General features: G+C 70.8%; 18 protein-coding genes and 4 pseudogenes. 9 read left to right on the top strand and 13 right to left on the bottom strand.

Annotated elements, in window-relative coordinates:
• Positions 1 to 156 precede the first annotated feature (156 nt).
• The 5 genes and pseudogenes from VB059_RS07550 to VB059_RS07530 form a co-directional block, all read right to left on the bottom strand.
• A complete protein-coding gene (locus VB059_RS07550) occupies positions 157 to 762 on the bottom strand; it encodes a GtrA family protein (RefSeq protein ID WP_323421407.1) in 606 nt (201 codons plus the stop codon).
• A gap of 64 nt (positions 763 to 826) precedes the next feature.
• Positions 827 to 1,675 carry a bifunctional DNA-formamidopyrimidine glycosylase/DNA-(apurinic or apyrimidinic site) lyase gene (gene mutM / locus VB059_RS07545; protein WP_323421406.1) on the bottom strand — a complete coding sequence of 283 codons (849 nt, stop codon included), beginning with the start codon at positions 1,673 to 1,675 and terminating at the stop codon, positions 827 to 829.
• Entirely contained in the window at positions 1,668 to 2,462 is a 795-nt protein-coding gene (gene rnc, locus VB059_RS07540; protein ID WP_323421405.1) for a ribonuclease III, read from the bottom strand. Before rnc ends, mutM begins: the two co-directional genes overlap by 8 nt.
• Positions 2,463 to 2,464: 2 nt before the next feature.
• A complete protein-coding gene (rpmF, locus tag VB059_RS07535; RefSeq protein WP_153573442.1) occupies positions 2,465 to 2,656 on the bottom strand; it encodes a 50S ribosomal protein L32 in 192 nt (63 codons plus the stop codon).
• 241 nt (positions 2,657 to 2,897) lie between these two features.
• Positions 2,898 to 3,464 (bottom strand): annotated as a pseudogene (locus tag VB059_RS07530) (YceD family protein); the annotation flags it as partial.
• A gap of 218 nt (positions 3,465 to 3,682) precedes the next feature.
• Here VB059_RS07530 and VB059_RS07525 point away from each other — a divergent pair.
• Entirely contained in the window at positions 3,683 to 5,872 is a 2,190-nt protein-coding gene (locus VB059_RS07525) for an ATP-dependent DNA helicase RecG (protein ID WP_323421404.1), read from the top strand.
• Between the two features lie 213 nt (positions 5,873 to 6,085).
• Here the strand turns inward: VB059_RS07525 and VB059_RS07520 are convergent, their stop codons facing one another.
• Positions 6,086 to 6,517, bottom strand: coding sequence for a pyridoxamine 5'-phosphate oxidase family protein (locus VB059_RS07520; RefSeq protein WP_323421403.1), 432 nt, complete (start codon positions 6,515 to 6,517; stop codon positions 6,086 to 6,088).
• 118 nt (positions 6,518 to 6,635) lie between these two features.
• Between VB059_RS07520 and rsmD the strand changes: the two genes are divergently transcribed.
• The 7 genes and pseudogenes from rsmD to VB059_RS07485 all read left to right on the top strand — a co-directional run bounded on the left by rsmD (position 6,636) and on the right by VB059_RS07485 (position 14,104).
• Positions 6,636 to 7,196 carry a 16S rRNA (guanine(966)-N(2))-methyltransferase RsmD gene (rsmD, locus tag VB059_RS07515; protein ID WP_323421402.1) on the top strand — a complete coding sequence of 187 codons (561 nt, stop codon included), beginning with the start codon at positions 6,636 to 6,638 and terminating at the stop codon, positions 7,194 to 7,196.
• Positions 7,193 to 7,645: pseudogene (gene coaD, locus VB059_RS07510) on the top strand (pantetheine-phosphate adenylyltransferase); the annotation flags it as partial. The gene rsmD and the pseudogene coaD, both read left to right, overlap by 4 nt.
• A 167-nt stretch (positions 7,646 to 7,812) precedes the next feature.
• Positions 7,813 to 9,000, top strand: a complete 1,188-nt coding sequence (gene argE, locus VB059_RS07505; RefSeq protein WP_323421401.1) for an acetylornithine deacetylase — start codon at positions 7,813 to 7,815, stop codon at positions 8,998 to 9,000.
• Positions 9,001 to 9,110: 110 nt separating this feature from the next.
• A complete protein-coding gene (gene rpmB, locus VB059_RS07500) occupies positions 9,111 to 9,296 on the top strand; it encodes a 50S ribosomal protein L28 (protein ID WP_323421465.1) in 186 nt (61 codons plus the stop codon).
• 178 nt (positions 9,297 to 9,474) lie between these two features.
• The gene (gene rpsO, locus VB059_RS07495) at positions 9,475 to 9,738 is read left to right on the top strand and encodes a 30S ribosomal protein S15 (protein WP_323421400.1); all 264 of its coding nucleotides are present in this window, start codon (positions 9,475 to 9,477) and stop codon (positions 9,736 to 9,738) included.
• A gap of 464 nt (positions 9,739 to 10,202) precedes the next feature.
• Positions 10,203 to 12,398 (top strand): annotated as a pseudogene (locus VB059_RS07490) (polyribonucleotide nucleotidyltransferase); the annotation flags it as partial.
• A 158-nt stretch (positions 12,399 to 12,556) separates the two neighbouring features.
• Entirely contained in the window at positions 12,557 to 14,104 is a 1,548-nt protein-coding gene (locus VB059_RS07485) for a M16 family metallopeptidase (protein WP_323421399.1), read from the top strand.
• 94 nt (positions 14,105 to 14,198) lie between these two features.
• Here the strand turns inward: VB059_RS07485 and VB059_RS07480 are convergent, their stop codons facing one another.
• From VB059_RS07480 to VB059_RS07470, 3 genes are all read right to left on the bottom strand, one after another.
• A complete protein-coding gene (locus tag VB059_RS07480; RefSeq protein ID WP_323421398.1) occupies positions 14,199 to 15,098 on the bottom strand; it encodes an aminoglycoside phosphotransferase family protein in 900 nt (299 codons plus the stop codon).
• Positions 15,099 to 15,101: 3 nt separating this feature from the next.
• Positions 15,102 to 15,839: a 4-hydroxy-tetrahydrodipicolinate reductase gene (dapB, locus tag VB059_RS07475; protein ID WP_323421464.1), complete on the bottom strand. Its 738-nt coding sequence runs from the start codon at positions 15,837 to 15,839 to the stop codon at positions 15,102 to 15,104.
• A gap of 173 nt (positions 15,840 to 16,012) precedes the next feature.
• Positions 16,013 to 16,561 carry a GNAT family N-acetyltransferase gene (locus tag VB059_RS07470; RefSeq protein ID WP_323421397.1) on the bottom strand — a complete coding sequence of 183 codons (549 nt, stop codon included), beginning with the start codon at positions 16,559 to 16,561 and terminating at the stop codon, positions 16,013 to 16,015.
• A gap of 299 nt (positions 16,562 to 16,860) precedes the next feature.
• Between VB059_RS07470 and VB059_RS07465 the strand changes: the two genes are divergently transcribed.
• Positions 16,861 to 18,534 carry a ribonuclease J gene (locus VB059_RS07465; protein WP_323421396.1) on the top strand — a complete coding sequence of 558 codons (1,674 nt, stop codon included), beginning with the start codon at positions 16,861 to 16,863 and terminating at the stop codon, positions 18,532 to 18,534.
• A 194-nt stretch (positions 18,535 to 18,728) separates the two neighbouring features.
• Here the strand turns inward: VB059_RS07465 and VB059_RS07460 are convergent, their stop codons facing one another.
• The 4 genes and pseudogenes from VB059_RS07460 to infB form a co-directional block, all read right to left on the bottom strand.
• Positions 18,729 to 19,643: a bifunctional riboflavin kinase/FAD synthetase gene (locus VB059_RS07460; protein ID WP_323421395.1), complete on the bottom strand. Its 915-nt coding sequence runs from the start codon at positions 19,641 to 19,643 to the stop codon at positions 18,729 to 18,731.
• Between the two features lie 108 nt (positions 19,644 to 19,751).
• Positions 19,752 to 20,750 (bottom strand): tRNA pseudouridine(55) synthase TruB, encoded by a 999-nt coding sequence (gene truB / locus VB059_RS07455; RefSeq protein WP_323421394.1) that lies wholly within the window; start codon positions 20,748 to 20,750, stop codon positions 19,752 to 19,754.
• Positions 20,751 to 20,987: 237 nt separating this feature from the next.
• Positions 20,988 to 21,410 (bottom strand): annotated as a pseudogene (gene rbfA, locus VB059_RS07450) (30S ribosome-binding factor RbfA); the annotation flags it as partial.
• Positions 21,411 to 21,542: 132 nt separating this feature from the next.
• On the bottom strand, positions 21,543 to 23,852 hold a 2,310-nt coding region (infB, locus tag VB059_RS07445; RefSeq protein ID WP_323421393.1), incomplete at its 5' end, for a translation initiation factor IF-2.

Below are 23,852 nucleotides of genomic sequence, written 5' to 3'. Positions count from 1 at the left end.
GCAGTGCCTCCCCGTGCTGCGGTCTCGAGTGTGGCCGGTCAGGCCCCGGTGTGGTGGTCGGACCGCGGGCGCGGTCGTCAGGATTCAGGTACGGCCGCGGTGAGGTCCACCGTCCGGCCCAGGATCAGTGCTCTGACAAGCACCGACGTCGTCAGCCTACTCGGCCGGTCGCTCATCGGTACCGTCGGACTGCTTGGCCCGGACATTCTTGGCCCGGACACCGGCGAACACCCACAGCTTGCTGAGCACGAAGTTGAACGGGGTGGCGACCAGGGTGCCGATCAGCGTGGCCCAGTAGAGCAGGGTCCGGAAGCCGTTCGAGTCGTCGAACACATCGCGCGGCAACGCGATCGGGGAGGTCGGGTTGATCATCAGGGTCTGCACGATGACATTGACCACGAAGGCGGCCAGGCCCGCGGCGAGGAACGGGAAGAACCCGCGCCACCAGCCACCGTGATGGCGGGACCGGAAGGTCCACATCCGGTTCAGCTGGTAGTTCCAGGTGTTCGCGATGAGGAAGGCCACGGTCGCGTACAGATGGTAGAGCCGGATGCTCCACCGCGTGCCGAACAGGTTGAGCAGGGCCATCTCGTAGTGGGGGTAGATCTTCTTGCAGATGATCACCACCAGCAGGTTGACCAGCACACCGGAACCGCCGACGAGACCGAACTTGAAGAACTGCCGGATGGTGTGCCCGTACGTGGCCGCGAACGACTTCTGGTGGGTTCCGGACGCGCTGGGTGCGGGGGGTCTGGTGGTCACGGCGGTGCAGGCCTATCGGTCGACGGTGGGGAACGGTCCGAGGTCGGGGCGGGGTGGGATCGGCTCAGCGACGGTGCCTGGGCAGCCGCTGACAACGTGGGCAGCGGAACGATGAACGGTTCATGAACGCCTCTCTGCGGATCGGCGCGCCGCACCGGGGGCAGGGCAGGTCCTCCTGGCCGTACGCGTTGAGGGAGCGGTCGAAGTAGCCGCTCTCCCCGTTCACGTTGACGTACAGGCTGTCGAACGACGTCCCGCCCTGGTCGAGTGCTCGCCCCATGATCGTACGCACGGCGTCGAGGAGTGCGTGAACCCGGGTGGCGGCGATGCTGTCGGTCGCCTGCGCGTAGTGCACGCGGGCCAGCCAGAGCGCCTCGTCGGCGTAGATGTTGCCGATGCCCGAGACGACGGTCTGGTCCAACAGGGCCCGCTTGATGCCGGTCCGGCGCCGACGGATCGTCCGCACCACCGACGCCGGGTCGTATGTCTCCTCGAACGGGTCGGGGGCGATGTGGGCGATCTCGGGTGGGACCCCACCGTCGGCCTCACTGACCAGCAGACCGCCGAACATCCGCTGGTCGCAGAACCGGACCTCCGGCCCCTCGTCGAAAGAGAACCGGACCCGGACGTGGGCCTGATCGGGTGATCCCGGTGCGTCGATCCGGAACTGGCCGCTCATCCCCAGGTGGGTGAGGATCGCCTCGCCCGAGTCGAGCGGCAGCCACAGGTACTTGCCGCGTCGGACCGGCTCGAGGAACGTACGCCCCACCAGCCGGGCGGCGAAGTCCTGCGGTCCGGCGAGATGACGGCGCACCGGCCGGGGATGGAGCACCTCCACCCCGGTGAGCGTACGGCCGACGAGGTGCGGCGCAAGTCCGCGCCGCACGACCTCGACCTCGGGAAGCTCAGGCACCGTCGGCGGTGGTGGCCGCAGGGCGGGCGTCGAGGTCCGGCCGGGTGTCCGCCGCGGACTCGGCTGCTGCACGTTCCGCCGCTGCACGTTCCGCATGGAGGGCCCGGTAGGCCGTCTCGGCGGCCTCCTGCTCGGCGTACTTCTTCGACCGGCCGGTGCCGGGGCCGAAATGCTGGTCACCCACCCGGACGTACGCGGTGAACCGCTTGTCATGGTCGGGACCGGCCGAGGTGACCTCATAGGTCGGCGAGTCCGACCCGAGATCGGCGGCGATCTCCTGCAGCGACGTCTTCCAGTCGAGCCCGGCGCCCATCGTGGCCGCTTCGGCGATCAGGTCGTCGAGGACATGGTGGACGAACGTCCGGGCCCCGTCGATGCCGTACTGGACGTGGACCGCCCCGATGATCGCTTCCATCGCATCGGCCAGCAACGAGTCCTTGTCCCGGCCACCGGTGGTGAGCTCACCGCGCCCGAGGCGCAGCAGGTCACCGACACCGAGCGTCCGGGCCACCCGGGCAAGGGCCTGGGTGGAGACGACCGCCGCCCGCAGCTTCGCCAGCCGGCCCTCGGCGAGATCGGGGTACGTCGCGAAGATGTGCTCGGTCACGACAACGCCCAGCACGGAATCCCCCAGGAATTCGAGCCGTTCGTTCGTCGGGATCCGACCGTGTTCGTACGCGTACGACCGATGGGTCAGGGCCAACTCAAGAAGCTGGGGGTCGGGTGCGACCCCCAGCTCATCGAGAAGCTGTTCGGCTGTGGAGGCGGATACTACACCGCCGGTCACGATCAGGCGTCCAGAACCTGACGGCGCTCACCGCGCGGGCCGTACTGGCCGCACTCGGGGCAGGCGGTGTGAGGCAGGTGCTTCGCACGGCAGGCCGGGTTGGCGCAGGTGACCAGGGTCGGCGCGGCGGCCTTCCACTGGGAACGACGATTCCGCGTGTTGGAGCGGGACATCTTCCGCTTGGGGACTGCCACGGGTCTCTCCTTCTTGTCTTCGGGTGCCTGCACACCATCTGGTCGCGTGCAGACGCAAGTGAAAACTATAGGCGCCGGCGGGCGCAGGGCGCAAACGCCCACCGCGATCGGGTCAGTCGCCGGCCGGTGCAGCACCTGCGTCGGCGCCCTCGACGGTCTCGCCGAGCCGGGCGTCGGCTTCCGCCGGGTCCGCGTCGGCTTCCGCCGGGTCCGTGTCGGCTTCCGCCGGGTCCGTAGCGGCGTCGGCATCACGATCCGTCGTCCAGCCGCTGAGCGCACCCCAGCGGGCGTCGACCCCCGGACCGTGCGTGTGGTCGGGTTCGTCGTTGAGATTTGCACCGCACTCGGGGCACAGCCCGGCGCAGTCCTCACGGCACAGCGGGGTGAACGGCAGGTCGAGCACCACCGCATCCCGCAGGGTGGGCTCGAGGTCGAGCAGTTCTCCCTGCATCCGGGCCAGGTCCTCGTCGTCGTCCGCCACGCTCTGGTCCTCATAGACGAAGAGCTCCTGGATATCGACCTCGAGGTCGTCCTCCAGTGGCGTCAGGCAGCGCGAGCACTCCCCCTCGAGCCGGACGGTGGCCAGACCGCTGACCAGTACGCCCTCGGTCACCGACTCCATCCGCAGGTCCAGGTCGACCGGGGAACCGGTGGGGATCCCGATGACAGCATTGCCGATGCCCTCCGGGGCGGGGACGGACTCATGGACCTGACGAAGGGCTCCGGCGCGCCGCCCCAGATCATGGGTGTCGAGGACGAGCGGAGAACGGGCGTCCAACTGGCCGGCGGACGGGCGGTGGGTGGTCATGGCGGGAGTCTATGTCGCCCCCGCTCCCCACCGAGCCTTCTCCTCACCGGGTCTTCTCCCCTCACCGGCCTCGACGCCGGTCCGCACCACCGGCCCGCGGCCAGCCCACACCGCCGGCCTGCACCACCTGCGTGCACCGCCGTGCAGGGCACTGTCTGCACCCTCTCCTAGGCTTGCTGCCGGACGGGACGCGCGGGCCCGGCCGGGAGGAACGACCGATGGCAGCATCGACGGCAGCACTGGGGGGCTGGCGGTCCGAGGCGTACGCGGCGCTCGAGCAGCGGATCGGGCTGGTCGTCGGGGCCCAGGAGAAGGCGTTCCATGCCCTGGGGATCCACACCGTCGGCGAACTGATGCACCATGTTCCCCGCCGGTATGTGGTCGGCACCGAGCTCAGTGACCTGTCGGACCTGCAGGTCGGCACCCACGTCGCCCTGTTGGCCCGGGTCGCGGACGTACGGCCCCATCTCGGCCCACCCGGCCGGAAGAGCCGTGGCCGGCTCGAGGTGCAGCTCACCGACGGCCGCAACCGGCTGCCCGCAACATTCTTCGGGGCCAACCACCTGCTCGAGTGGTGGCAGCGCTCGCTGACGCCGGGGGCACGCGGCATCTTCTCCGCCAAGGTCAGCGAGTTCCGGGGCCAGCCCCAGCTCAGCCATCCGGACTACGTGATCGTGGACGAGAACGGCTTCTTCGTGGCGGGTTCCGACCGGAACCGGTCGATGGCCAGTGTGTTCCGCGGCGGCCCGATCGGGATCTACCCGGCGAGCGCCAAGCTGCCCACCTGGGACATCGCCGAGGCGGCCGGGCTGGCCCTGCACGCACTGGGTGACCTGGCCGATCCCTGGCCGGACTGGGTGCGCGAACGGGCGGACCTGCCGCCGCTGGTCGAGGCGCTGCGGGCGGTGCATCGTCCCGCCGAACTGTCCGAGGTCACCACCGGGCTGGAACGCCTCGCCTTCGACGAGGCCCTCGAGGTCCAGCTCACGATGGCCTACCGGCGGGCGGACCACTCCCGGCTGGCCGCCACGCCGAGACGTGCAGCCGCCGATGGGCTGCTGAGCGCCTTCGACGAGCGGCTGCCGTTCCGCCTCACCGCCGGACAGCAGCAGGTGAGCCACGAGATCGAGGACGACCTCGCCGGCGACCTGGCGATGCAACGGCTGCTGCAGGGTGAGGTCGGCTCCGGCAAGACCGTCGTGGCCCTGCGGGCGATGCTGACCGTCGTCGACGCCGGCGGTCAGGCCGCTCTGCTGGCCCCGACCGAGGTGCTGGCGGTGCAGCACTTCCACTCCATCACCACGATGCTCGGTGACCTGGCGGCCGGTGGCATGCTCGGCGGCACCCGGGTGGTGCTGCTCACCGGGTCGATGACCACCGCGCAGAAGAAGAAGAGCCTCCTGGCACTCGCCTCGGGCGAGGCGGGGATCGTCATCGGCACCCACGCCCTGCTCGCGGAGGCGGTGCAGTTCGCCGACCTCGGCCTGGTGGTGGTGGATGAGCAGCACCGCTTCGGGGTCGAGCAGCGCAACGCCCTGGCGGCGAAGGCCGACCTGCATCCGCACGTGCTGGTGATGACCGCCACCCCGATCCCTCGCTCGGTGGCCCTGACGATCTACGGCGACCTGGAGGTGTCCACCCTGCGGGAGGTGCCCGCCGGCCGGTCCGAGGTCACCACGACGGTGGTCGACGTGGAGGCGCATCCCCGCTGGGTCGACCGGGCCTGGGAGCGGGCCCGCGAAGAGGTCGCGAACGGCCGCCAGGTCTTCGTGGTGTGTCCGCGGATCTCACCCGAGGCAGAGGCGTACGACCCGGCGAACGGTTGGTCGCTGGAGGAGGTCGTCGACCGGCTCGCCGGCACCGCGCTCGGCCAGGTGCGGATCGGTGTGTTGCACGGCCAACTGCCGACCGAGGAGAAGGACCGGGTGATGGCGGGGTTCGCCGCCGGCGACATCGACGTGCTGGTGGCCACGACGGTGATCGAGGTGGGCGTCGACGTGCCGAACGCCTCGATGATGGTGATCTGCGACGCGGGGCGGTTCGGCGTCTCCCAGCTGCACCAGCTGCGCGGCCGGATCGGCCGGGGCCGCTTCCCCGGCCTGTGCCTGCTGCTGGCCGCCACCCGGGAGGAGGACAGCATGGCCCGGCTGGAGGGGCTGGCCGCCACCCGTGACGGCTTCGCGCTGGCCGACCTCGACCTGCAGCAGCGCCGCGAGGGCAATGTGCTGGGCACCGCCCAGGCGGGCTCGCACACCGGCCTGCGCCTGCTGAACGTGACCCGGGACGCGGACCTGATCGGGCTGGCCCGCGACATCGCTGAACAGGCGGTCCGGGACGACCCGGACGGTGCCACACCGGGGTTCCACGACGCCATCCGGCGGATGGAACTGGTCAGTCTCGACGAATGACCCGGAACCTCTGATGCGGGACGCAGAGCCCCACCGCATGACATGGTGCCCGCGGCACGTGACCCGGAGCGCCGACGCAGCACACGGCGGCACATGACGCGGCGACCCCCACATGACCGCGGCCGTTCGCGACACGACCGCGGTGACCTGCCGAACGGCGCCGCCAGGCGAACCTCCCGCCAGGCGGATCTCAACGGTGCCGGAGGGCAGACCTCAGAGGTGCCAGGCCTCCGGCTCGTCGCCGAAGTGGAACCGCCGGCCCGAGAGGTAGTTCGGCCGGATCCGGACGTAGGTGGTCTTGATGGTGGGGACCCAGGGCCGCAACGGCAGCTGCTCGACCGCCGCGATCTCGTCCGGGTCCTCGAGCACCTCGGCGTCGCCGTGCACCACGATGCTCCAGCCGCCCTGGTCACCGTACGAGTCGACCTCGAAGGCCACCCGGGAGTTCACCGTGAGCTCGAACAGCTTGCTGCCCTGGGCAGTCCGGAAGACGACCGACTGCCCGTCCAGCACATAGTTCACCGGGAACATCTCGATGTCGTCACCGATCGTGGTCGCCAGACGCCCGATGGGCTCCCGACCCAGGAGGTCCCAGGCCTCCTCGTCGCTCATCACCGTGATCGCGTCGTTCTCCACGTATGCCATGACCGTCCACCCTCCGTCGCCGCGGTGACCTGACGACCCCCGTGGCCGCATCGCACCGGTGATCCGGAGTCTAGTCAGGCCATGGGCCAGGAAGGCCGCCCTCGGTAACCTGTCGGGTGTGACTCGCATCATCGCCGGGACCCGCGGGGGCCGCCGGCTCGCCACCCCGCCCGGTGCCCGTACCCGGCCGACCACCGATCGCGTCCGTGAGGCGGTGTTCTCGGCGCTGGAGTCGTGGTCGGGGGACGGTCTGGAGGGGCTCGCCTTCCTCGACCTCTACGCGGGGTCCGGGGCGATGGCCCTGGAGGCGGCGAGTCGCGGGGCCACGCCGGTGAGCGCGGTGGAATCGGACCGGCGCACCGCCGACCTGGTCCGCCGCAACGCCCGCGACCTCGGGCTCCCGCTGGACGTCCGGACGCTCCCGGTCGCCGATCTGCTCGCCGGCCCCGCCCCGCGCGCGTACGACATCATCTGGGCCGACCCGCCCTACCCGGTCCCGACCGACGAGCTGGAGCGGGTGCTCGGCGCGGTGTGGGCCTCCGGCTGGCTGGCCGCCGACGGGCTACTGGTGCTCGAGCGCTCCTCCCGCGACCGCGCCCCTCGGTGGCCGGACCGCGTGGACGGTTGGTCGCGCCGCTATGGTGAAACCACGATCCACTACGCCCAGGAGGCTCGGTGAAGGTCATCTGTCCCGGCTCGTTCGACCCGGTGACGCACGGCCACCTCGACATCATCGAGCGGGCCGCCCGGTCCTTCGACGAGGTGGTCGTGGGCGTCGGCCGCAACACCTCGAAGAACGGCCTGTTCACCCTGGACGACCGGCTGGCCATGCTCAGCCAGGCCTGCGCCGACCTGCCGAACGTCGTGGTCGATCCGATCGACGGACTGCTCGCCGAGTACTGCCGGACACACGGCATCGGCGCCATCGTCAAGGGCCTGCGGTTCGCCTCCGACTTCGACTACGAGCTCCAGATGGCCCAGATGAACAAGCAGCTCACCGGGGTCGAGACGATCCTGCTGCCGACCGCGGCCCAGTGGTCCTTCGTGTCCTCCACGCTGGTCCGGGAGATCGCCCTGATGCACGGCGACGTCTCGACCTTCGTCCCGGACTTCGTCGTCACCGCGCTGACCGCCCAGGCCGACCGGCAGCGGACCGCGGGCGCGCCGGGCGACCCGCAGCGGACGGCGAGCAGCCGGCTCACCGACGTCCCGGCCGCATCCGCCGGGGACGCCACATCCGCCCGGGACAACGGAGACAACGGGGACGCCGCAGCGGACGGCCGGCAGGTGACCTCATGACCGACGGCTGGGGCCGACTCGATGACCGGGCCGTCGACTGGCTCGACCGCCTCCTGACCCGCGACACGACCAGCCGGCTGTCCAACCTGCCGGTGGCCGAGCTGATCGCCGAGGAGTGCCGCTCCCTCGGCATCGCGGTGCAGCTGTGTCCCGACGCCACCGGCCGCAAGGCGAACCTCGTCGCCACCCTGCCCGCCGCCGACGGCTGCACCGACGGCGGGGTCGCGCTCAGCGGGCACATGGACACCGTGCCGGTCGACGGCCAGGTCTGGAGCTCCGACCCGTATCGTCCGCAGATCCGCGAGGGTCGGCTCTACGCCCGCGGCGCCGCGGACATGAAGGGCTTCCTCGCCCTCGTCACCGCCGCCCTGCCGCGGTTCGCGGCCGCCCGGCTGAGCGAGCCCGTGCACCTGGCGTTCACCTTCGACGAGGAACTCGCGGCCCGCGGCGCCGTCCGGATGACCGGTGACCTGGCTGCTCTGGGCGTACGCCCCCGGGTCTGCATCGTCGGGGAGCCCACCTCGATGCGGGTGATCACCGGGCACAAGTCGGTCACCATCGTCCGGATCGACGTCCGGGGCCGGGCCGCCCACTCCTCCTTGCCGGCCACCGGATGCAACGCGGTGGAGTACGCCGCCCGGATGTGCACCGCCTTCCGGGCCATCACCGACGGCTGGCGGGAGCACGGACCGTACGACCCCGACTACGGCGTGCCGTACTCCACCGGGGGCATCATGACGATCGAGGGCGGCACCGCCCGCAACATCGTCCCCGAGCGGTGCCGTGTGGTGCTGGAGTTCCGCACCGTCCCCACCCTGGACCCCGCCGACGTCGTCACCCGGCTGCGAGCGGAGGCCGCCGACCTGACCCGCGCCATGCAGGCCGAGCAGGCCGGCACCGGGGTCGAGGTCGTCGTCGAGGATTCGGTCCCGGCTCTTTCGGCCGCTGCGGACTCCCCCGCCACCCTGGCGGCGATCGCGTACGGTGGGATCCCCAGCGACGAGCACGTGACCTACGGCACCGACGGAGGCGCCTTCCACGCCGCAGGGATCGAGACAGTCATCTGCGGACCCGGCGACATCGCCCAGGCCCACGGAGCCGACGAGTACGTCGACATCGCCCAGCTCGAGGCCTGCCAGGACTTCCTGGCGACGATGCTCGACCGCCTGTCCGTGGCCGACTGAACCGCGATTTCCCAGATCGCGGACGGGTCGGCTATTCTGTACCGGTTGCTTTCGTGCCGTGATCCGTACGGTACGACGTGACCGACACGTTTCCAGAAGGAGAACCACCAGTGGCTGCTGTATGTGACATCTGCGCCAAGGGCCCGGGCTTTGGACACAACGTGCCCTGGTCGAAGAAGAAGACGAACCGTCGCTGGAACCCGAACATCCAGCGCGTCCGCGTGACGCTGAACGGGACGACCAAGCGCATGAACGTGTGCACCTCGTGCCTCAAGGCCGGCAAGGTCTCTCACTGACCTCGCCGTCGTGACGGGACTCCCGACGGGTCCTCGTCACACCGTCGCTCCCCGGTGGAGCGACACCCTGCCGGCACGAGCCGGCAACCTGTCCCCCCTGCCGTTCGATCGGCCGCGGAAGCCCAAGAGCTGTGACCACTCAGCGCCGCGCAACGGGAACGACGAAAGGAGTGCAGCCATGGATGCTGCCGAGAAGCAGAAGATCATCGATGAATACGCGACCCACCCCGGCGACACCGGCTCCCCGGACGTCCAGGTGGCCCTGCTCACCAAGCGCATCGCGCACCTGACCGAGCACCTCAAGGAGCACAAGGGAGACCACCACTCCCGACGTGGCCTGATGCTCATGGTCGGCCAGCGCCGTCGCCTGCTGAACTACATCGCGAAGAACGACATCGAGCACTACCGCTCGCTGATCGCGCGGCTGGGCCTGCGTCGCTGACGCTGTCCCCACGATGAGAGGCGGTCCCTACGGGGCCGCCTCTCGTCGGTGTCGGGGCTCGTGGTTGTCACGGCGCGTCGTGCCGCGGCACCGGTCATGGAACCCGACCGGCCCGACCACCTGCCCCTATGCCCGCGACGGCCACGCGCCGACGGCGGCAACGCCCGGCCCCGCACGGGAGGATCACAGCCGGGTCACGCAATGAATCGACCTCACCGGCCCGGTCGGGTAGAATCAGTCCGGTCTGTGACCATTTCACCGGTCATCGACACCACGTCCACAGCCGTTCGCAGGGCCCGGTCGCTTCGGGAGTCCTCGGTCCTCGGTAGTGGTTCTCGGGAAACGCCCGTGACTCCGGTCCTCCGGTGGTCGCCGAGCGGCGTACGCCCGCGGACCTCGATCGAAGACCGGTCTCCGTACACGGACCGGCCGTGTGTCCTGCGGCGTACACGAAAGGAGTCCCCATGGAGGGACCCAACGTCCATTTCTCCGAAGCCATCATCGACAACGGCACGTTCGGCAAGCACGTCGTGCGCTTCGAGGTCGGCGCGCTCGCCCAGCAGGCCGACGGCTCCGCGGCCGTCTACCTCGACGGCGACACCATGCTGCTGTCGGCCACCAGCGCCGCGAAGCACCCCCGCGAGGGCTTCGACTTCTTCCCGCTGACCGTCGACGTCGAGGAGCGGATGTACGCGGCCGGCAGGATCCCCGGCTCGTTCTTCCGTCGTGAGGGCCGCCCCGGCACCTCCGCCATCCTCACCGCGCGCCTGATCGACCGCCCGCTGCGCCCGTCCTTCGTCAAGGGCCTGCGCAACGAGGTCCAGGTGGTCATCACCGTCCTGGCGCTGAACCCGAACGTCCGCTACGACGTCGTCGCGATCAACGCCGCCTCAATGTCCACCCAGATCGCCGGCCTGCCCTTCTCCGGCCCGATCGGCGGCGTCCGCGTCGCGCTGATCGGCGACCACTGGGTCTGCTTCCCGACCGTGGAGCAGGACGCCGAGTCCACCTTCGAGATGGTCGTCGCCGGCCGGGTGCTGCCCGACGGTGACGTCGCGGTGATGATGGTCGAGGCCGGTGGCGGCGAGCACATGGTCGACCTGATCAAGGCCGGCAAGAAGGCCCCGACCGAGCAGGTCGTCGCCGAGGGCCTGGAGGCCGCCAAGCCGTTCATCAAGGTGCTGTGCGACGCGCAGGCCCGCCTGGCGGCCGAGATGCCGAAGGAGCAGCGCGAGTTCCCCGTCTTCGCCGACTACGGCGACGACGTCTACGCGGCCGTCGAGCAGCTGGTCGCCGACGAGATGCGCGAGGTGATGGCGATCCCCGCCAAGCTGGAACGCCAGAACCGCGAGGACGCCCTCAAGGCGAAGGCCGTCTCCTCCCTCGCCGCGACCTTCCCCGACCGCGAGGCCGAGATCAAGGCCGCCTTCAAGTCGGTGCAGAAGAAGATCGTCCGGCACCGTACCCTCACCGAGGGCGTCCGGATCGACGGCCGCGGTGTGCGGGACATCCGCGCGCTGTCCGCCGACGTCGAGATCATCCCCCGGGTGCACGGTTCGGCGCTCTTCCAGCGCGGCGAGACCCAGATCCTGGGTGTCACCACGCTGAACATGCTCGAGATGGAGCAGAAGATCGACACGCTGGCGCCGGAGAACTCCAAGCGCTACATGCACCACTACAACTTCCCGCCGTACTCCACCGGTGAGACCGGCCGGGTCGGCTCCCCGAAGCGTCGCGAGATCGGCCACGGTGCGCTCGCCGAGCGCGCCCTGGTGCCGGTCCTCCCGAGCAAGGAGGAGTTCCCGTACGCCATCCGCCAGGTCTCGGAGGCGCTCGGCTCCAACGGCTCCACCTCGATGGGCTCGGTCTGCGCCTCCACCCTGTCGCTGCTGAACGCCGGCGTGCCGCTGCGCGCCTCGGTGGCCGGCATCGCGATGGGCCTGATGAGCGAGGAGATCGACGGCGAGACCAAGTACGTCGCGCTGACCGACATCCTCGGCGCTGAGGACGCGCTGGGTGACATGGACTTCAAGGTCGCCGGCACCCGTGACTTCGTCACCGCGCTGCAGCTCGACACCAAGCTCAACGGCATCCCGTCCGAGGAGCTGGCCAAGGCGCTGCTGCAGGCCAAGGAAGCCCGGATGACCCTGCTCGAGGTGATGGGTGAGGCGATCGGCGAGCCGGACGAGATGAGCCCGTACGCCCCGCGGATCATCACCATGCACGTGCCGGTCGACAAGATCGGTGAGGTCATCGGCCCGAAGGGCAAGGTGATCAACCAGATGCAGGAGGACTCCGGCGCGAACATCTCGATCGAGGACGACGGCACCATCTACATCGGTGCGACCACCGGCGAGTCCGCCGAGGCCGCCCGCTCGATGATCAACGCCATCGCCAACCCGACGATGCCCGAGGTCGGCGAGCGCTACCTCGGCACCGTCGTCAAGGTCGTCAACTTCGGCGCGTTCGTCTCCCTGCTCCCGGGCAAGGACGGCCTGCTGCACGTCACCAAGCTGCGTGAGCTGAACGGTGGCAAGCGGGTGGAGAACGTCGAGGACGTCGTCAAGGTCGGCCAGAAGATCCAGGTCGAGGTCACCGAGGTCGACGACCGCGGCAAGCTGTCCCTTGCCCCGGTGGTCGAGAAGTCCGAGGCCACCGATCCCGAGCCGCAGGACGCGGACGAGGAGACCGAGGGCAACGGTGAGTCCGAGCAGGCCGCGTCCGACCGCGCCCCGCGTCGCCGCCGCCGCACCCACCGCAAGCCCGCCGAGGGCGGCGAGTCCGAGGACTCCGCCACCGAGGAGTGATCCTCGCCCCCATGGGTCAGCCCGCGTCGCCCCTCCGTCCCGGTACGGGAGGGGCGACGCCCTTTTCCCGCGCCGGCGGTCCCACGCCCGCCCGGGCTGATCCGGACTGCGGCCCTGCCCCGACCGCGCTGCCCAGGTCCGCGCCCGGCCCCGGCCGCGGCGGGGATGCACTGATTTCCGCCCGGCCCTTATCATCATGGGCAGGACCCGCGATCCGGGCCCGCCCCCTGTCCCGGAGGTCTCCCCTGTCCCGGAGGTTCAGCACCATCAACCGCCCGCTCCTGTCGGCCGACGATCTGGCCGGCGACCTGCGCCGTACGACCCTGCCGGGCGGACTGCGCGTCGTCTCCGAGCGTCTGTCCCACACCGCCGCATTCAATCTCGGCTTCTTCGTCGGAGTGGGCTCGCGCCGCGAGACCCAGGCTCTGCACGGCGCCTCGCACATGCTCGAGCACGTCCTGTTCAAGGGCACCCCGCGGCTCAGCGCCGAGGAGATCTCCGCCTCCATCGAGGGGGTCGGCGGTGATCTCAACGCGTACACCGCCAAGGAGCACACCTGCTTCTACGCCAGGCTGCTCGCCGAGGAGGCCGACCGGGCGGTCGGGGTGATGTCGGACATGCTCGCGTACTCGCTGATCCGGCCCGAGCATTTCGCCTCGGAGCGCACCGTCGTGCTCGAGGAGATCGCGATGGGCAATGACGACCCCGGCGACGTCGCCCACGACCTGTCCGCCCGGCGACTGTACGGGCGCAGCGGCCTGGCGAAGCCGGTCATCGGGTCCGTGGAGAGTATCCGGGCGATGGATCGCGATGCCGTGGTCGAGTACTGGCTGGCCCAGTACCGCGCTGACGACATCGTGGTGAGTGCCTCCGGCGCCGTCGACCACGACCGGCTGCTCGAGCAGCTCGCCACCCTCGACGAGGCGCTCGCCCAGCGGCAGGCACCGGCACTGTCCGCCGAGGGTGAGGCGGCCGCGGTCGCCGACCCGGGAGTCGTCGTGCAGACCCGTGACTTCGAGCAGCTCGAGGCGGTGATGTCCTGGCCGGGGCTGGCCCTGCTCGACCCGCGCCGGGCCGCCCTCGACGTGCTGGCCACCGTGCTGGGCGGCGGGATGTCAGCGCGACTGTTCGTCGAGGTGCGCGAGCGGCGTGGCCTCACCTACAGCATCGACGCCAGCGAGATCGCCTACACCGATGCCGGGCAGGTCAGCATCGAATGGGCCTGCGCCCCCGAGCGGCTCCAACAGATCGTCGACGTGGTCCGCGCGGTGCTGGACGACGTGCTGGCCCACGGCATCACCGGCACCGAGCTGGCCCAGGCCAAGGGGCAGATCCGCGGCCAGACCCTGCTCGGGCTGGAGTCCCCCGCGGCCCACATGTCCCGCAACGGGCGGACGGTCCTCCAGGACGACCCGCGGACCGTCGGTGAGATGCTGGCGGCCGTCGAGGCGGTCACGCTCGAGGACGTGCACGTGCTGGCCCGTGAGCTGTTCACCGTCGAGCCGACCCTGGCGGTGGTGGGCCCCTGGGACGAGGACCGTACGGTCTCGCTGGGCTGAGGATCGTACGGCCGGGCGGTCTCGGCTCACGCCGGGCTGAGGACCGTACGGTCTCGGTGCGCCGGAGCCGGCCCGTGATGAGCGTCCCGACGGATCAGGTCAGATTCGCCCGGGCGTCCTCGACCAGCCCGGAGAAGTTGCGGCGGTTGACCGGATCGGCGATCAGCGCGGTGAGGATCACCACGGCCCAGCCGGTCGCACGGTCCCAGATCGCCGCGTCGTACGGTCCGGCGGCCGTGGCGACCTCCCGGAAACGTGCGAAGCCCTCGGCGTCGAAGCTCAGCCGCCCGGTGGCCAGGTCGACCGCCGGATCGCCGGCGGACACATCGCCGAAGTCGATCAGACCGGCCAGTCGTCCGTCCCGCTGGATGATGTTGCGGGCGTGGGCGTCGCCGTGGATCCACAGCGGCGGACCGGACCAGTCCGGCGCCTGCCGGGCCCGCTCCCAGTGGTCCTGCAGGGTGGCGGTGTCGGCCGCGCCCAGGTAGCGCAGCACGGCGGGCCAACGGTCGGCGACAGCGGCGGCACGCTCGATCAGGGGCACGCCCCGGTACGGGTTGTGCGGCGCCTCCCGCGGTGCCGGGCGATGCAGCGCCGCCAACGATCGGGCCAGCGGCCCGGCGATGTCGCGCCGCTGCGGCACCGGCACAGTGGACAGATCCGTGCCGGGGATCCACGGCACGATGGTCCACCGCATCGGGAACACCGGACTGGGCTCCCCGCAGAACACCGGGATCGGCACCGCCACCCCGAGGTCACGCAGCGGGGACGTGGCGGTCGCGACCCAGGCGATCTCGTGCTCGATCAGCCGGGCGGCCAGCCGGCTGGTCGGGAGGCGGACGACATAACTGTCACCCAGCCCGAACATCACGTTGTCCCAGCCCTGGCCCAGCAGGGTGACGCGCGCGCCGGCCAGGTCGGCGAGCTCGGCGGGCAGCTGGGACGCCAGCAGCCCGCGGACCAGCGCCCGGTCGACGAGAGGGGTGTCCGGCACGGATCAGATTCCCAGCAGGTCCTCGATGCCCTCGGTCAGCCCGGGGCGGCTGCCGACGGCCCGGACCGCGGCCAGCACGCCGGTCATGTACGACGTGCGCGCCATCGAGTCCTCGCGGATCGTCAGGGTCTCGCCCGGGTTGCCGAGCAGCACCTCCTGGTGGGCGAAGAGTCCACGCTGACGGACGCTGTGCACGTGGACACCGTCCACGACGGCACCGCGGGCACCGTCGAGCTGGCTGGCGGTGGCGTCGGGGGACGGCGCCACGCCGGCGGCGGCCCGGGCCGCGGCGATCCGGCGGGCGGTGGTGACAGCCGTGCCGGAGGGGGCGTCGACCTTGTCGGGGTGGTGCAGCTCGATCACCTCGACGCTCTCGTAGAAGCGCGCCGCCTCGGCGGCGAACTTCATCATCAGCAGCGCACCGATGGAGAAATTGGAGGCGATGATCGCGTTCGTCCCCGGGTGGGCGGCCAGCCAGCCGCGGACCGTGTCGAGCCGCTCCGGGGTGAAGCCGGTGGTCCCGACGACACAGTGCACACCGTGCGAGATGGCCCACTCCAGGTTGCCCATCACCACATCAGGAACGGTGAAGTCGACCACCACATCCGCCGCCGCCACCGGGCCCCGGTCGTCACCGTGGTCCACCGTGGCCCCCAGCACCAGGTCGGGCGCCGCCTCGACCGCTGCCACGACCTCCCGGCCCATCCGGCCGTTGGCTCCGAACACCGCCACCGTCGTCATCATCTGCTCCTCTGTCATCCGTTGTCGTCAGTCGTCGTCGGCCATCATCAGTCGTCGGCGGTCGTTGCCCGGCGTGACGCCGAGATCCTTGCCCATCCGTCACCCGCCCGGCCAAGTCAGGTGGCAGGCCGGTCAGGTGGCCGACGCGGTCACGTACCGGGCCCGATCCGGCCTCAATCGGCGATCCGGACCCGCAGCCGCACCTGTCTGATGGTGAACGACCCGTCGTCGGAGGTGAACCGCTGGGTGGCACCGTCCGGACGCCAGCCGGCGGACTCCAGGAAGGCCCGCAGTGGGTCATCGGTGGTCCGGATCCACCAGGTGGCCGTACGGAACCCGTCGGAGCGCAGCGTGTCGATCAGCGCGTTCATCAGCCGTGAGCCGTGGCCGTTCCCCCGGGCAGGAGGATCGACGGCGAACTCCGCGACCATCCCGTCCGTCGGCTCGGCGTCCTCATCGTCGCTGGGTGCGGTGGCGGCGAACCCGACCACCCGCTCCCCCTCCAACGCAACCAGCACCCGGCAGCGGGCCTCGGGCGGCTGCACGATGGCCCCGTGCCAGGCGTCCACCATCGACGCCAGATCGGTGCCCGCCAGCAGCAGGCCCTGTTCGTCGGCGCTCCACTCCTGCACCCAGGCCCGACGCTGGAGCGGCGCGATGGCGGCCGCCTCGGCCGGCCAGGCGGTCCGGACGTGCAGCAACGGCGGGGGGTTGTCATTCACGCCTCCAGGCTAGACGGTGGGCGCGTAGCAGACGCGCATGATCACGCGGGCCTTGTCATCGGATGAGCCCCCGCCGGGGTTCGGTCGTCGGTCCACGTTCGCCGGACGGCTCCACCGGCCACCCGACGAGTCCAGCGACCAAAGGGGTGCGCCACCGGACGGGCCGCGTCCCACCCGGGGGTCCACCGACGCTGCACTGTCCCACCGACACTGCTGTCCGGGCTCACGGCCGCCACGCCAGTCGACGACCGGAGGGGCGAGCGCCGGTGGGCTAGGCTGTCCAGGTGTCCCCTTCCGGCTTGAAGACCCCGCCCGCCCTCGCTCCCGGCACCCTGCGTGTCATCCCGTTGGGCGGGCTGGGAGACATCGGGCGGAACATGACGAGTTTCGAGATCGACGGGCAGCTGCTGCTGGTCGACTGCGGCGTGTTGTTCCCCGAGGACGACCATCCCGGTGTCGACCTGCTGCTGCCGGCCTTCGAGCTCATCCAGGACCGCCTCGACGACGTGGTGGCGCTGGTGCTCACCCACGGCCACGAGGACCACATCGGCGCCGTGCCCTACCTGTTGCGTCAGCGTCCTGACCTGCCGCTCTACGGCAGCAAGCTCACCCTGGCGCTGGTCGAGGCCAAGCTCAAGGAGCACCGGCTGGCCCGCGAGGCGGTGCTGAAGGTCGTCGGCGACGACACCCGGCTGGAGGTCGGCAATTTCGACCTGGAGTTCATGGCGGTCAACCACTCCATCCCCGACGGGCTCGCCGTCGCGATCCGCACCGAGGGTGGCACCGTGCTGCACACCGGTGACTTCAAGATGGACCAGCTCCCGCTCGACGGCCGGATCACCGACCTGCGCCGGTTCGCCAAGCTCGGTGAGGAGGGCGTCGACCTGTTCATGACCGACTCCACCAACGCCGAGACGCCCGGCTTCACGCCGCTGGAGAAGGACATCGCCCCGGCACTGGAGCGCGTCGTGGCGACCTCGGAGCAGATGATCATCGTCACCTGCTTCTCCTCCCACGTGCACCGGGTCCAGCAGGTCCTCGACGTCGCCAGCCTGTACGAGCGCAAGGTCGTCTTCGTGGGCCGCTCGATGGTGCGCAACATGACCGTCGCCGCCGACCTGGGCTACCTCACCGTTCCCGAGGACACGCTGGTCGACCTCAAGGACATCGACAGCGTGCCGCGCCACGACCTGATCATCGTGTCGACCGGGTCCCAGGGCGAGCCACTGTCGGCGCTGGCGCGGATCGCCAACCAGGAGCACCCGGTCATCCACCTGGACCGCGGCGACACCGTGCTGCTGGCCTCCTCGCTGATCCCCGGCAACGAGAACGCGGTCTTCCGGGTGATCAACGGCCTGGCGAAGCTCGGCGCCACCGTGGTGCACAAGGGCAACGCGATGGTGCACGTCTCCGGCCATGCCAGCTCCGGCGAGCTGCTGTACTGCTACAACATCGTCCGGCCGGCCAACGCGATGCCGGTGCACGGGGAGCCGCGCCACCTGATCGCCAACGCCGATCTCGCGGTGGCGACCGGGGTGCCGCGGGACCGTGCACTGGTCTGCCAGGACGGTTCCGTGGTGGACCTGCGCAATCACCGGGCCCGGATCGTCGGCCAGGTCGACGCGCCGTACATCTTCGTCGACGGCACCACGGTCGGCGACATCTCCGAGAGCCAGCTGACCGACCGCAAGATCCTCGGCGAGGAGGGCTTCATCTCCGTCATCGCCGTGGTGAACACCCGGTCCAACAAGCTGCTCTCCGGGCCGGACATCCACGCCCGCGGGTTCGCCGACGACGACGCGATCTTCGACGAGGTCCGCGACGAGCTCGCCCATGCGCTGCGCCAGGCGCTGGAGCAGGACGTTGACGACGTGCACCGGCTGCAGCAGACCGTCCGCCGGGTCGTCGGCCGCTGGGTCAACAAGACCTACCGCCGCCGCCCGATGATCCTCCCGGTGATCATCGAGGCCTGACCCTCGGCGGTACGAGGGGCGAACGTCGCGGTTGCGTCGTTCGCCCCTCGTGTCGTTCGTCCCTCCAGCCGCGGCCCACCCTGGCCACAGGCCTTCGGTGTCGTCCGCCTCGTCTCGCGGGTCCCCCCCCCTCGCCCCGTCCGGCCCCGCTCATGGCGGGGCGGCGTCCGGTGTCAGGTCCCGGAGGCCGCCCGTCAGGACCGTACGGCCAGCACCTCGCGGATGCGCGAGACGTCGTCGCGCATCTGCTCGATCAGGGCATCGATGCCGTCGAACTTGACCTGCCCGCGGATCCGGGAGACGAATTCGACCCGGATCCGCACCCCGTACAGCTCCAGGTCGGTGCGGTCGAGGACGTACGACTCGACCCGCAGCTCGTGGCCGTCGAAGGTGGGGTTGCGGCCGACCGAGATGGCCGCCGGCATCGGCGCCTCGGCGGGCCGGTCGGGACGGTGCAGCCAGCCGGCGTAGACGCCGTCGGCAGGGGCGGCCCGCAGGTCGGAGACCAGCAGGTTGGCCGTCGGGAAGCCCAGTTCGCGCCCACGCTGGTCGCCGCGCACCACGGTGCCGGAGAAGCTGATCCGGCGCCCCAGCATGGCCTCGGCCGATTCGAGGTCCCCCTCGGCGAGCGCGGCCCGGATCCGGGTGGAGGAGGTGCGTTCCGCGCCGTCGGTGGTGTGCAGAGGGCTGCGGACCATGTCGATCGCGGTGACCTCGAACCGGCCCCTGCCGAGCTCGCGCAGGGTGTCGACGTCACCGGCGGCGAAGTGGCCGAACCGGAAGTTCTGCCCCACCACGACCCGGGCCGGGGACAGCGGCAGCAGGACGGTGGAGACGAAGTCCTCGGGGGTCTGCTCGGAGAACGCCTTGGTGAAGGCGACCACCTCCACCCGGTCGGCGCCGGCGCCGCGCAGCAGCTCGACCCGCTCGTCGAGGTCGCACAGCAGCTTCGGCTCGTGGCCGGGGCGGACGACGCTGAGGGGATGCGGCCAGAAGGTCATGGCGATGACGGGCAGGCCGGGCTCGAGCCCCCGGGCGTGCGCGAGGACCGCTCGATGGCCCAGATGGACACCGTCGAAATTGCCGATGACGACAACGCTCTGGCTCACACTTCTCCTCGTCCATCGGCGGTTGGGCTTGCCTGCCCGATCGTAGTCGCACCACCGCTGACGACATGACCGGCGACCGGGCCGTGGTGGTCCGGCCGGTCGTGTCGATCAGTGCGGCGCGAAGACGGCCTCGGGCCGTGCATCGGGACCGACCTGACGATACAACGCGAGGAAGGTCCCGTCCGGTCCGTAGAGCGCGGAGAGAGCCGCCGGGAGGGTCAGTCCGGGCAGGGCGCGCCCGTACCCGACCTCGTCGGCCGTCGACGCGTCGACCTGCAACCAGGGGAAGCAGGCACGGGCGGCCTCGTCCAGGGCCAGCACCGTCAGCCCGGGTCGCCCCTCACCCGACGCGGGCCCGACGTCGGGCCGCGCCCCGGCGGTCGCGTCCTCCGCCCGGCCATCACCGGGTGCCCCGGCGACCCGTTCCGGGACCGACCGAGCGGTCCGTTCCGGGAGCGACTGGGCGGTCCGGTCGGGGAGCCGTTGGGCCACCGCGAGGTCGAACCCGCCGACCCTGGTCCGGCGCAGGGCGGTCAGGTGTCCGCCGGTGCCGAGGGCGACGCCGAGGTCACGGGCGAGGGCCCGGACGTACGTCCCGGTGGAACACTCCACGGTGACGTCGAGATCGACCACGGCCACACCGTCCGCCTCGGTGTCGCGCCGGGCGAGGACCTCGAAGCGGGACACGGTCACCGGCCGGGCCGCCAGTTCGACCTGTTCGCCGGCCCGGACCCGGGCGTAGGACCGCTGCCCGTCGACCTTGATCGCCGACACGGCCGAGGGCCGCTGCGCGATGTCCCCGGTGAGCGAGGCCATCGCCGTGGCGATCACCTCGTCCGTGACGCCGGCAGCACCGGCGGCCGAGACGACCTCACCCTCGGCGTCGTCGGTGACGGTGGCCTGTCCCAGCCGGATGGTGGCGTCGTACGCCTTGTCGTGCAGGGCCAGGTGCCCCAGCAGCCGGGTCGCCCGGTTGACCCCGAGGATCAGCACCCCGGTCGCCATCGGGTCGAGGGTGCCGGCGTGACCGACCTTGCGGGTGCCGAGGATCCGACGGACCCGGGCGACCACGTCATGGGACGTCATCCCGGCGGGCTTGTCGATCACGACGAGGCCGGACGGCCCCTGGTCCCTCCCCCCGGCCACGGGTCAGTCGCGTTCGAAGAGGTCGGACGGGTCCACCGGGCCCGGCATGTCGGCCTGGTCGTCCTGGTGTGCCGGGTCCTCGTCGTCATCGACCCCTGCGTCGGCGGACCCGCTGTCCGTGGACCCGCCGGCCGTCGGCTCGAGGTGCACCGGCTTGTCCTCCACCGCCTCGAGGTGCACCGGTTCGCCGTCCGTCGGCTCGTCCTCGTCCTTGCGGCGGTACGGGTCGGACTCCCCGGCGTACGTGGCGTTCTCGCGCTGCTCGGCGAGCGCGGCGTCACCGGCCTGGGCGCGGGCCAGCAGGTCCTCGATGCTCGCGGCGGACTCCGGCAGAGCGTCCAGTACGAAGGCGATGGACGGCGCGTAGCGCAGCCCCAGCCGCTTGCCGACGGTCGACCGGATCAGGCCGGTGGCGGACTTCAGCGCGGCCGCGCTCCCGGCCCGGGCCGCATCGTCGCCGTAGACGGTGTAGAAGACTGTCGCCTCGCGGGTGTCGCCCGTGAGACGTACGTCGGTGATGGTGACGAAGCCGAGGCGCGGATCCTTGATCCGCTTCTCGAGCATCTGGGCGACGATCGACTTGATCTGGTCGGCCAGCTTCAGCACGCGCGGGTTCGGCATGCCGCTTTCCTTTCGTTCAGTGCGGACGACATGAGGGGCGGGGCCCGGGGGGCCCCGCCCCTCACCGTCGCGTCGTACGACCCTCACCCGGTGTCCTCACGGACCATCCGGGTCGGTTCCACCGGTGGTGGATCAGTCGCGCGGCTTCTCCCGCATCTCGTACGTCTCGATGATGTCGTCCACCCGGATGTCCGAGTAGCCGCTCAGGGTGATGCCGCACTCGAAGCCCTCGCGGACCTCGGTGGCGTCATCCTTCTCGCGACGCAGGGTGTTGATCTCCGTGTCGGCCACGACGACGCCGTCACGCAGCAGTCGCGCCTTGGCGTGACGTCGCATGATGCCGTTCTGCACCATGACACCGGCGATGATGCCCGCCTTCGAGGACTTGAAGATCTGGCGGATCTCCGCCTGACCGAGCACGACCTCCTCGAAGATCGGCTTGAGCATGCCCTTGAGCGCAGCCTCCACCTCGTCGATCGCCTGGTAGATGACCGAGTAGTAGCGGATGTCGACGTTCTCCTGGTCGGCGAGCTGGGTCGCCTTCCCCTGGGCACGCACGTTGTAGCCGATGATGACGGCACCCGAGGCCGAGGCCAGTGTGACGTTGGTCTCGGTGATCGCACCGACACCGCGGTCGATGATGCGCACCGAGATGTCCTCGCCGACGTCGATCTTGAGCAGTGCGTCCTCCAGGGCCTCGACCGAACCGGCCGAATCGCCCTTGAGGATGAGGGCCAGTTCCTGGACTTCGCCCTTCTCCATCTGCTCGAAGATCTGGTCCAGCGTCTTGCGACGTGCACCCATCGCCTGGGCGGCGGCACGGTTGCGGGCCTCCCGCTGCTCAGCGATCTGGCGAGCCATCCGGTCGTCCTCGACGGCCAGGAAGGTGTCACCCGCACCGGGCACCGCGGTCAGACCGAGCACCTGGACCGGCATCGACGGCGGGGCAGTGTCCACGAGCTCGCCGTTGCTGGCGATCATCGCCCGGACGCGGCCGTGGGCCGCACCACACACGACGGAGTCGCCGACGTGCAGGGTGCCGCGCTGGACGAGCACGGAGATGACCGGACCGCGGCCCTTGTCGAGGTGCGCCTCGATGGAGACACCCTGGGCGGGCATGTCCGGGTTGGCGCGCAGGTCGAGCGACGCGTCGGCCGTCAGCACGATGGCCTCGAGCAGCTCGTCCAGCCCCTCCCCGGTCACCGCGGAGACGTTGACGAACATGGTGTCGCCGCCGTACTCCTCGGGAACCAGACCGTACTCGGTCAGCTGGCCACGGACCTTGGTCGGGTCCGCCGTCGGCTTGTCGATCTTGTTGACCGCCACCACGACCGGCACATCCGCCGCGAGGGCGTGGTTCAACGCCTCGATCGTCTGCGGCATCACGCCGTCATCGGCGGCCACGACCAGCACCGCAATGTCGGTCGACTTGGCGCCACGGGCACGCATGGCGGTGAACGCCTCGTGACCGGGGGTGTCGATGAAGGTGATCCGCCGCTCGCGGTCGTCCACCTCGGTCGCCACCTGGTAGGCACCGATGCTCTGGGTGATGCCACCGGCCTCCTTGGCCACCACGTTGGAGTGGCGGTAGGCGTCCAGCAGCTTCGTCTTGCCGTGGTCGACGTGACCCATCACGGTGACGACCGGCGGACGGGCCTCGAGGTCCTCCTCGCCGCCCTCGTCCTCACCGAACTCGATGTCGAAGGACTCCAGCAGCTCCCGGTCCTCGTCCTCGGGCGAGACGACCTGGATGTTGTAGTCCAGCTCGGCGCCGAGCAGCTGCAGCGTGTCGTCGGCCACGGACTGGGTCGCGGTCACCATCTCACCGAGCGAGAACAGCACCTGCACCAGGGCCGCAGGATCGACACCGATCTTCTCGGCCAGGTCGGACAGGGACGCGCCACGACGCAGCCGGACCGTCGCGCCCTCACCCTTGCGGATGCGTACGCCGCCGATCGACGGTGCTTCCATCTCGTCGAACTCTTGACGACGCTGCTTCCTGGACTTGCGTCCACGACGCGACGGGCCACCGGGACGCCCGAAGGCACCCTGCGTGCCGCCACGACCGCGGCCACCGCCGCGCCCGCCCTGCGGACCGCTGCTCGGCCCCGTGCCGGGACCGCCGCCGAAGCCACCGGCACGGCCCGGACCACCGGTCCGACCACGGCCGGGGCCACCGGCCCGGCCACGCGTGCCACCGCCGGCCGGAGCCAGCTGGGAGGAGTGGTGCTTGGGCATCATCGCCGGGTTGGGGCGCGGCATGCCTGCCGGTGACGGGCCGCCGGTGCGCGCGCCGGCCGGGCGCGGGCCACCGGGATGCTGCCCCGGACCGGGACGACCGCCACCGTCGGGACGACCACCGTCGGGGCGCGGACGCCGCTGCTGGGTGCCCATCCCCTGGGAGGACGCGAACGGATTGTTGCCGGGGCGCGGGCCACGACG

Origin of the sequence: Raineyella sp., from assembly GCF_034933565.1 — a bacterium.
Lineage (GTDB): Bacteria > Actinomycetota > Actinomycetes > Propionibacteriales > Propionibacteriaceae > Raineyella.
This window is presented reverse-complemented; position numbering and strand designations above follow the sequence as displayed.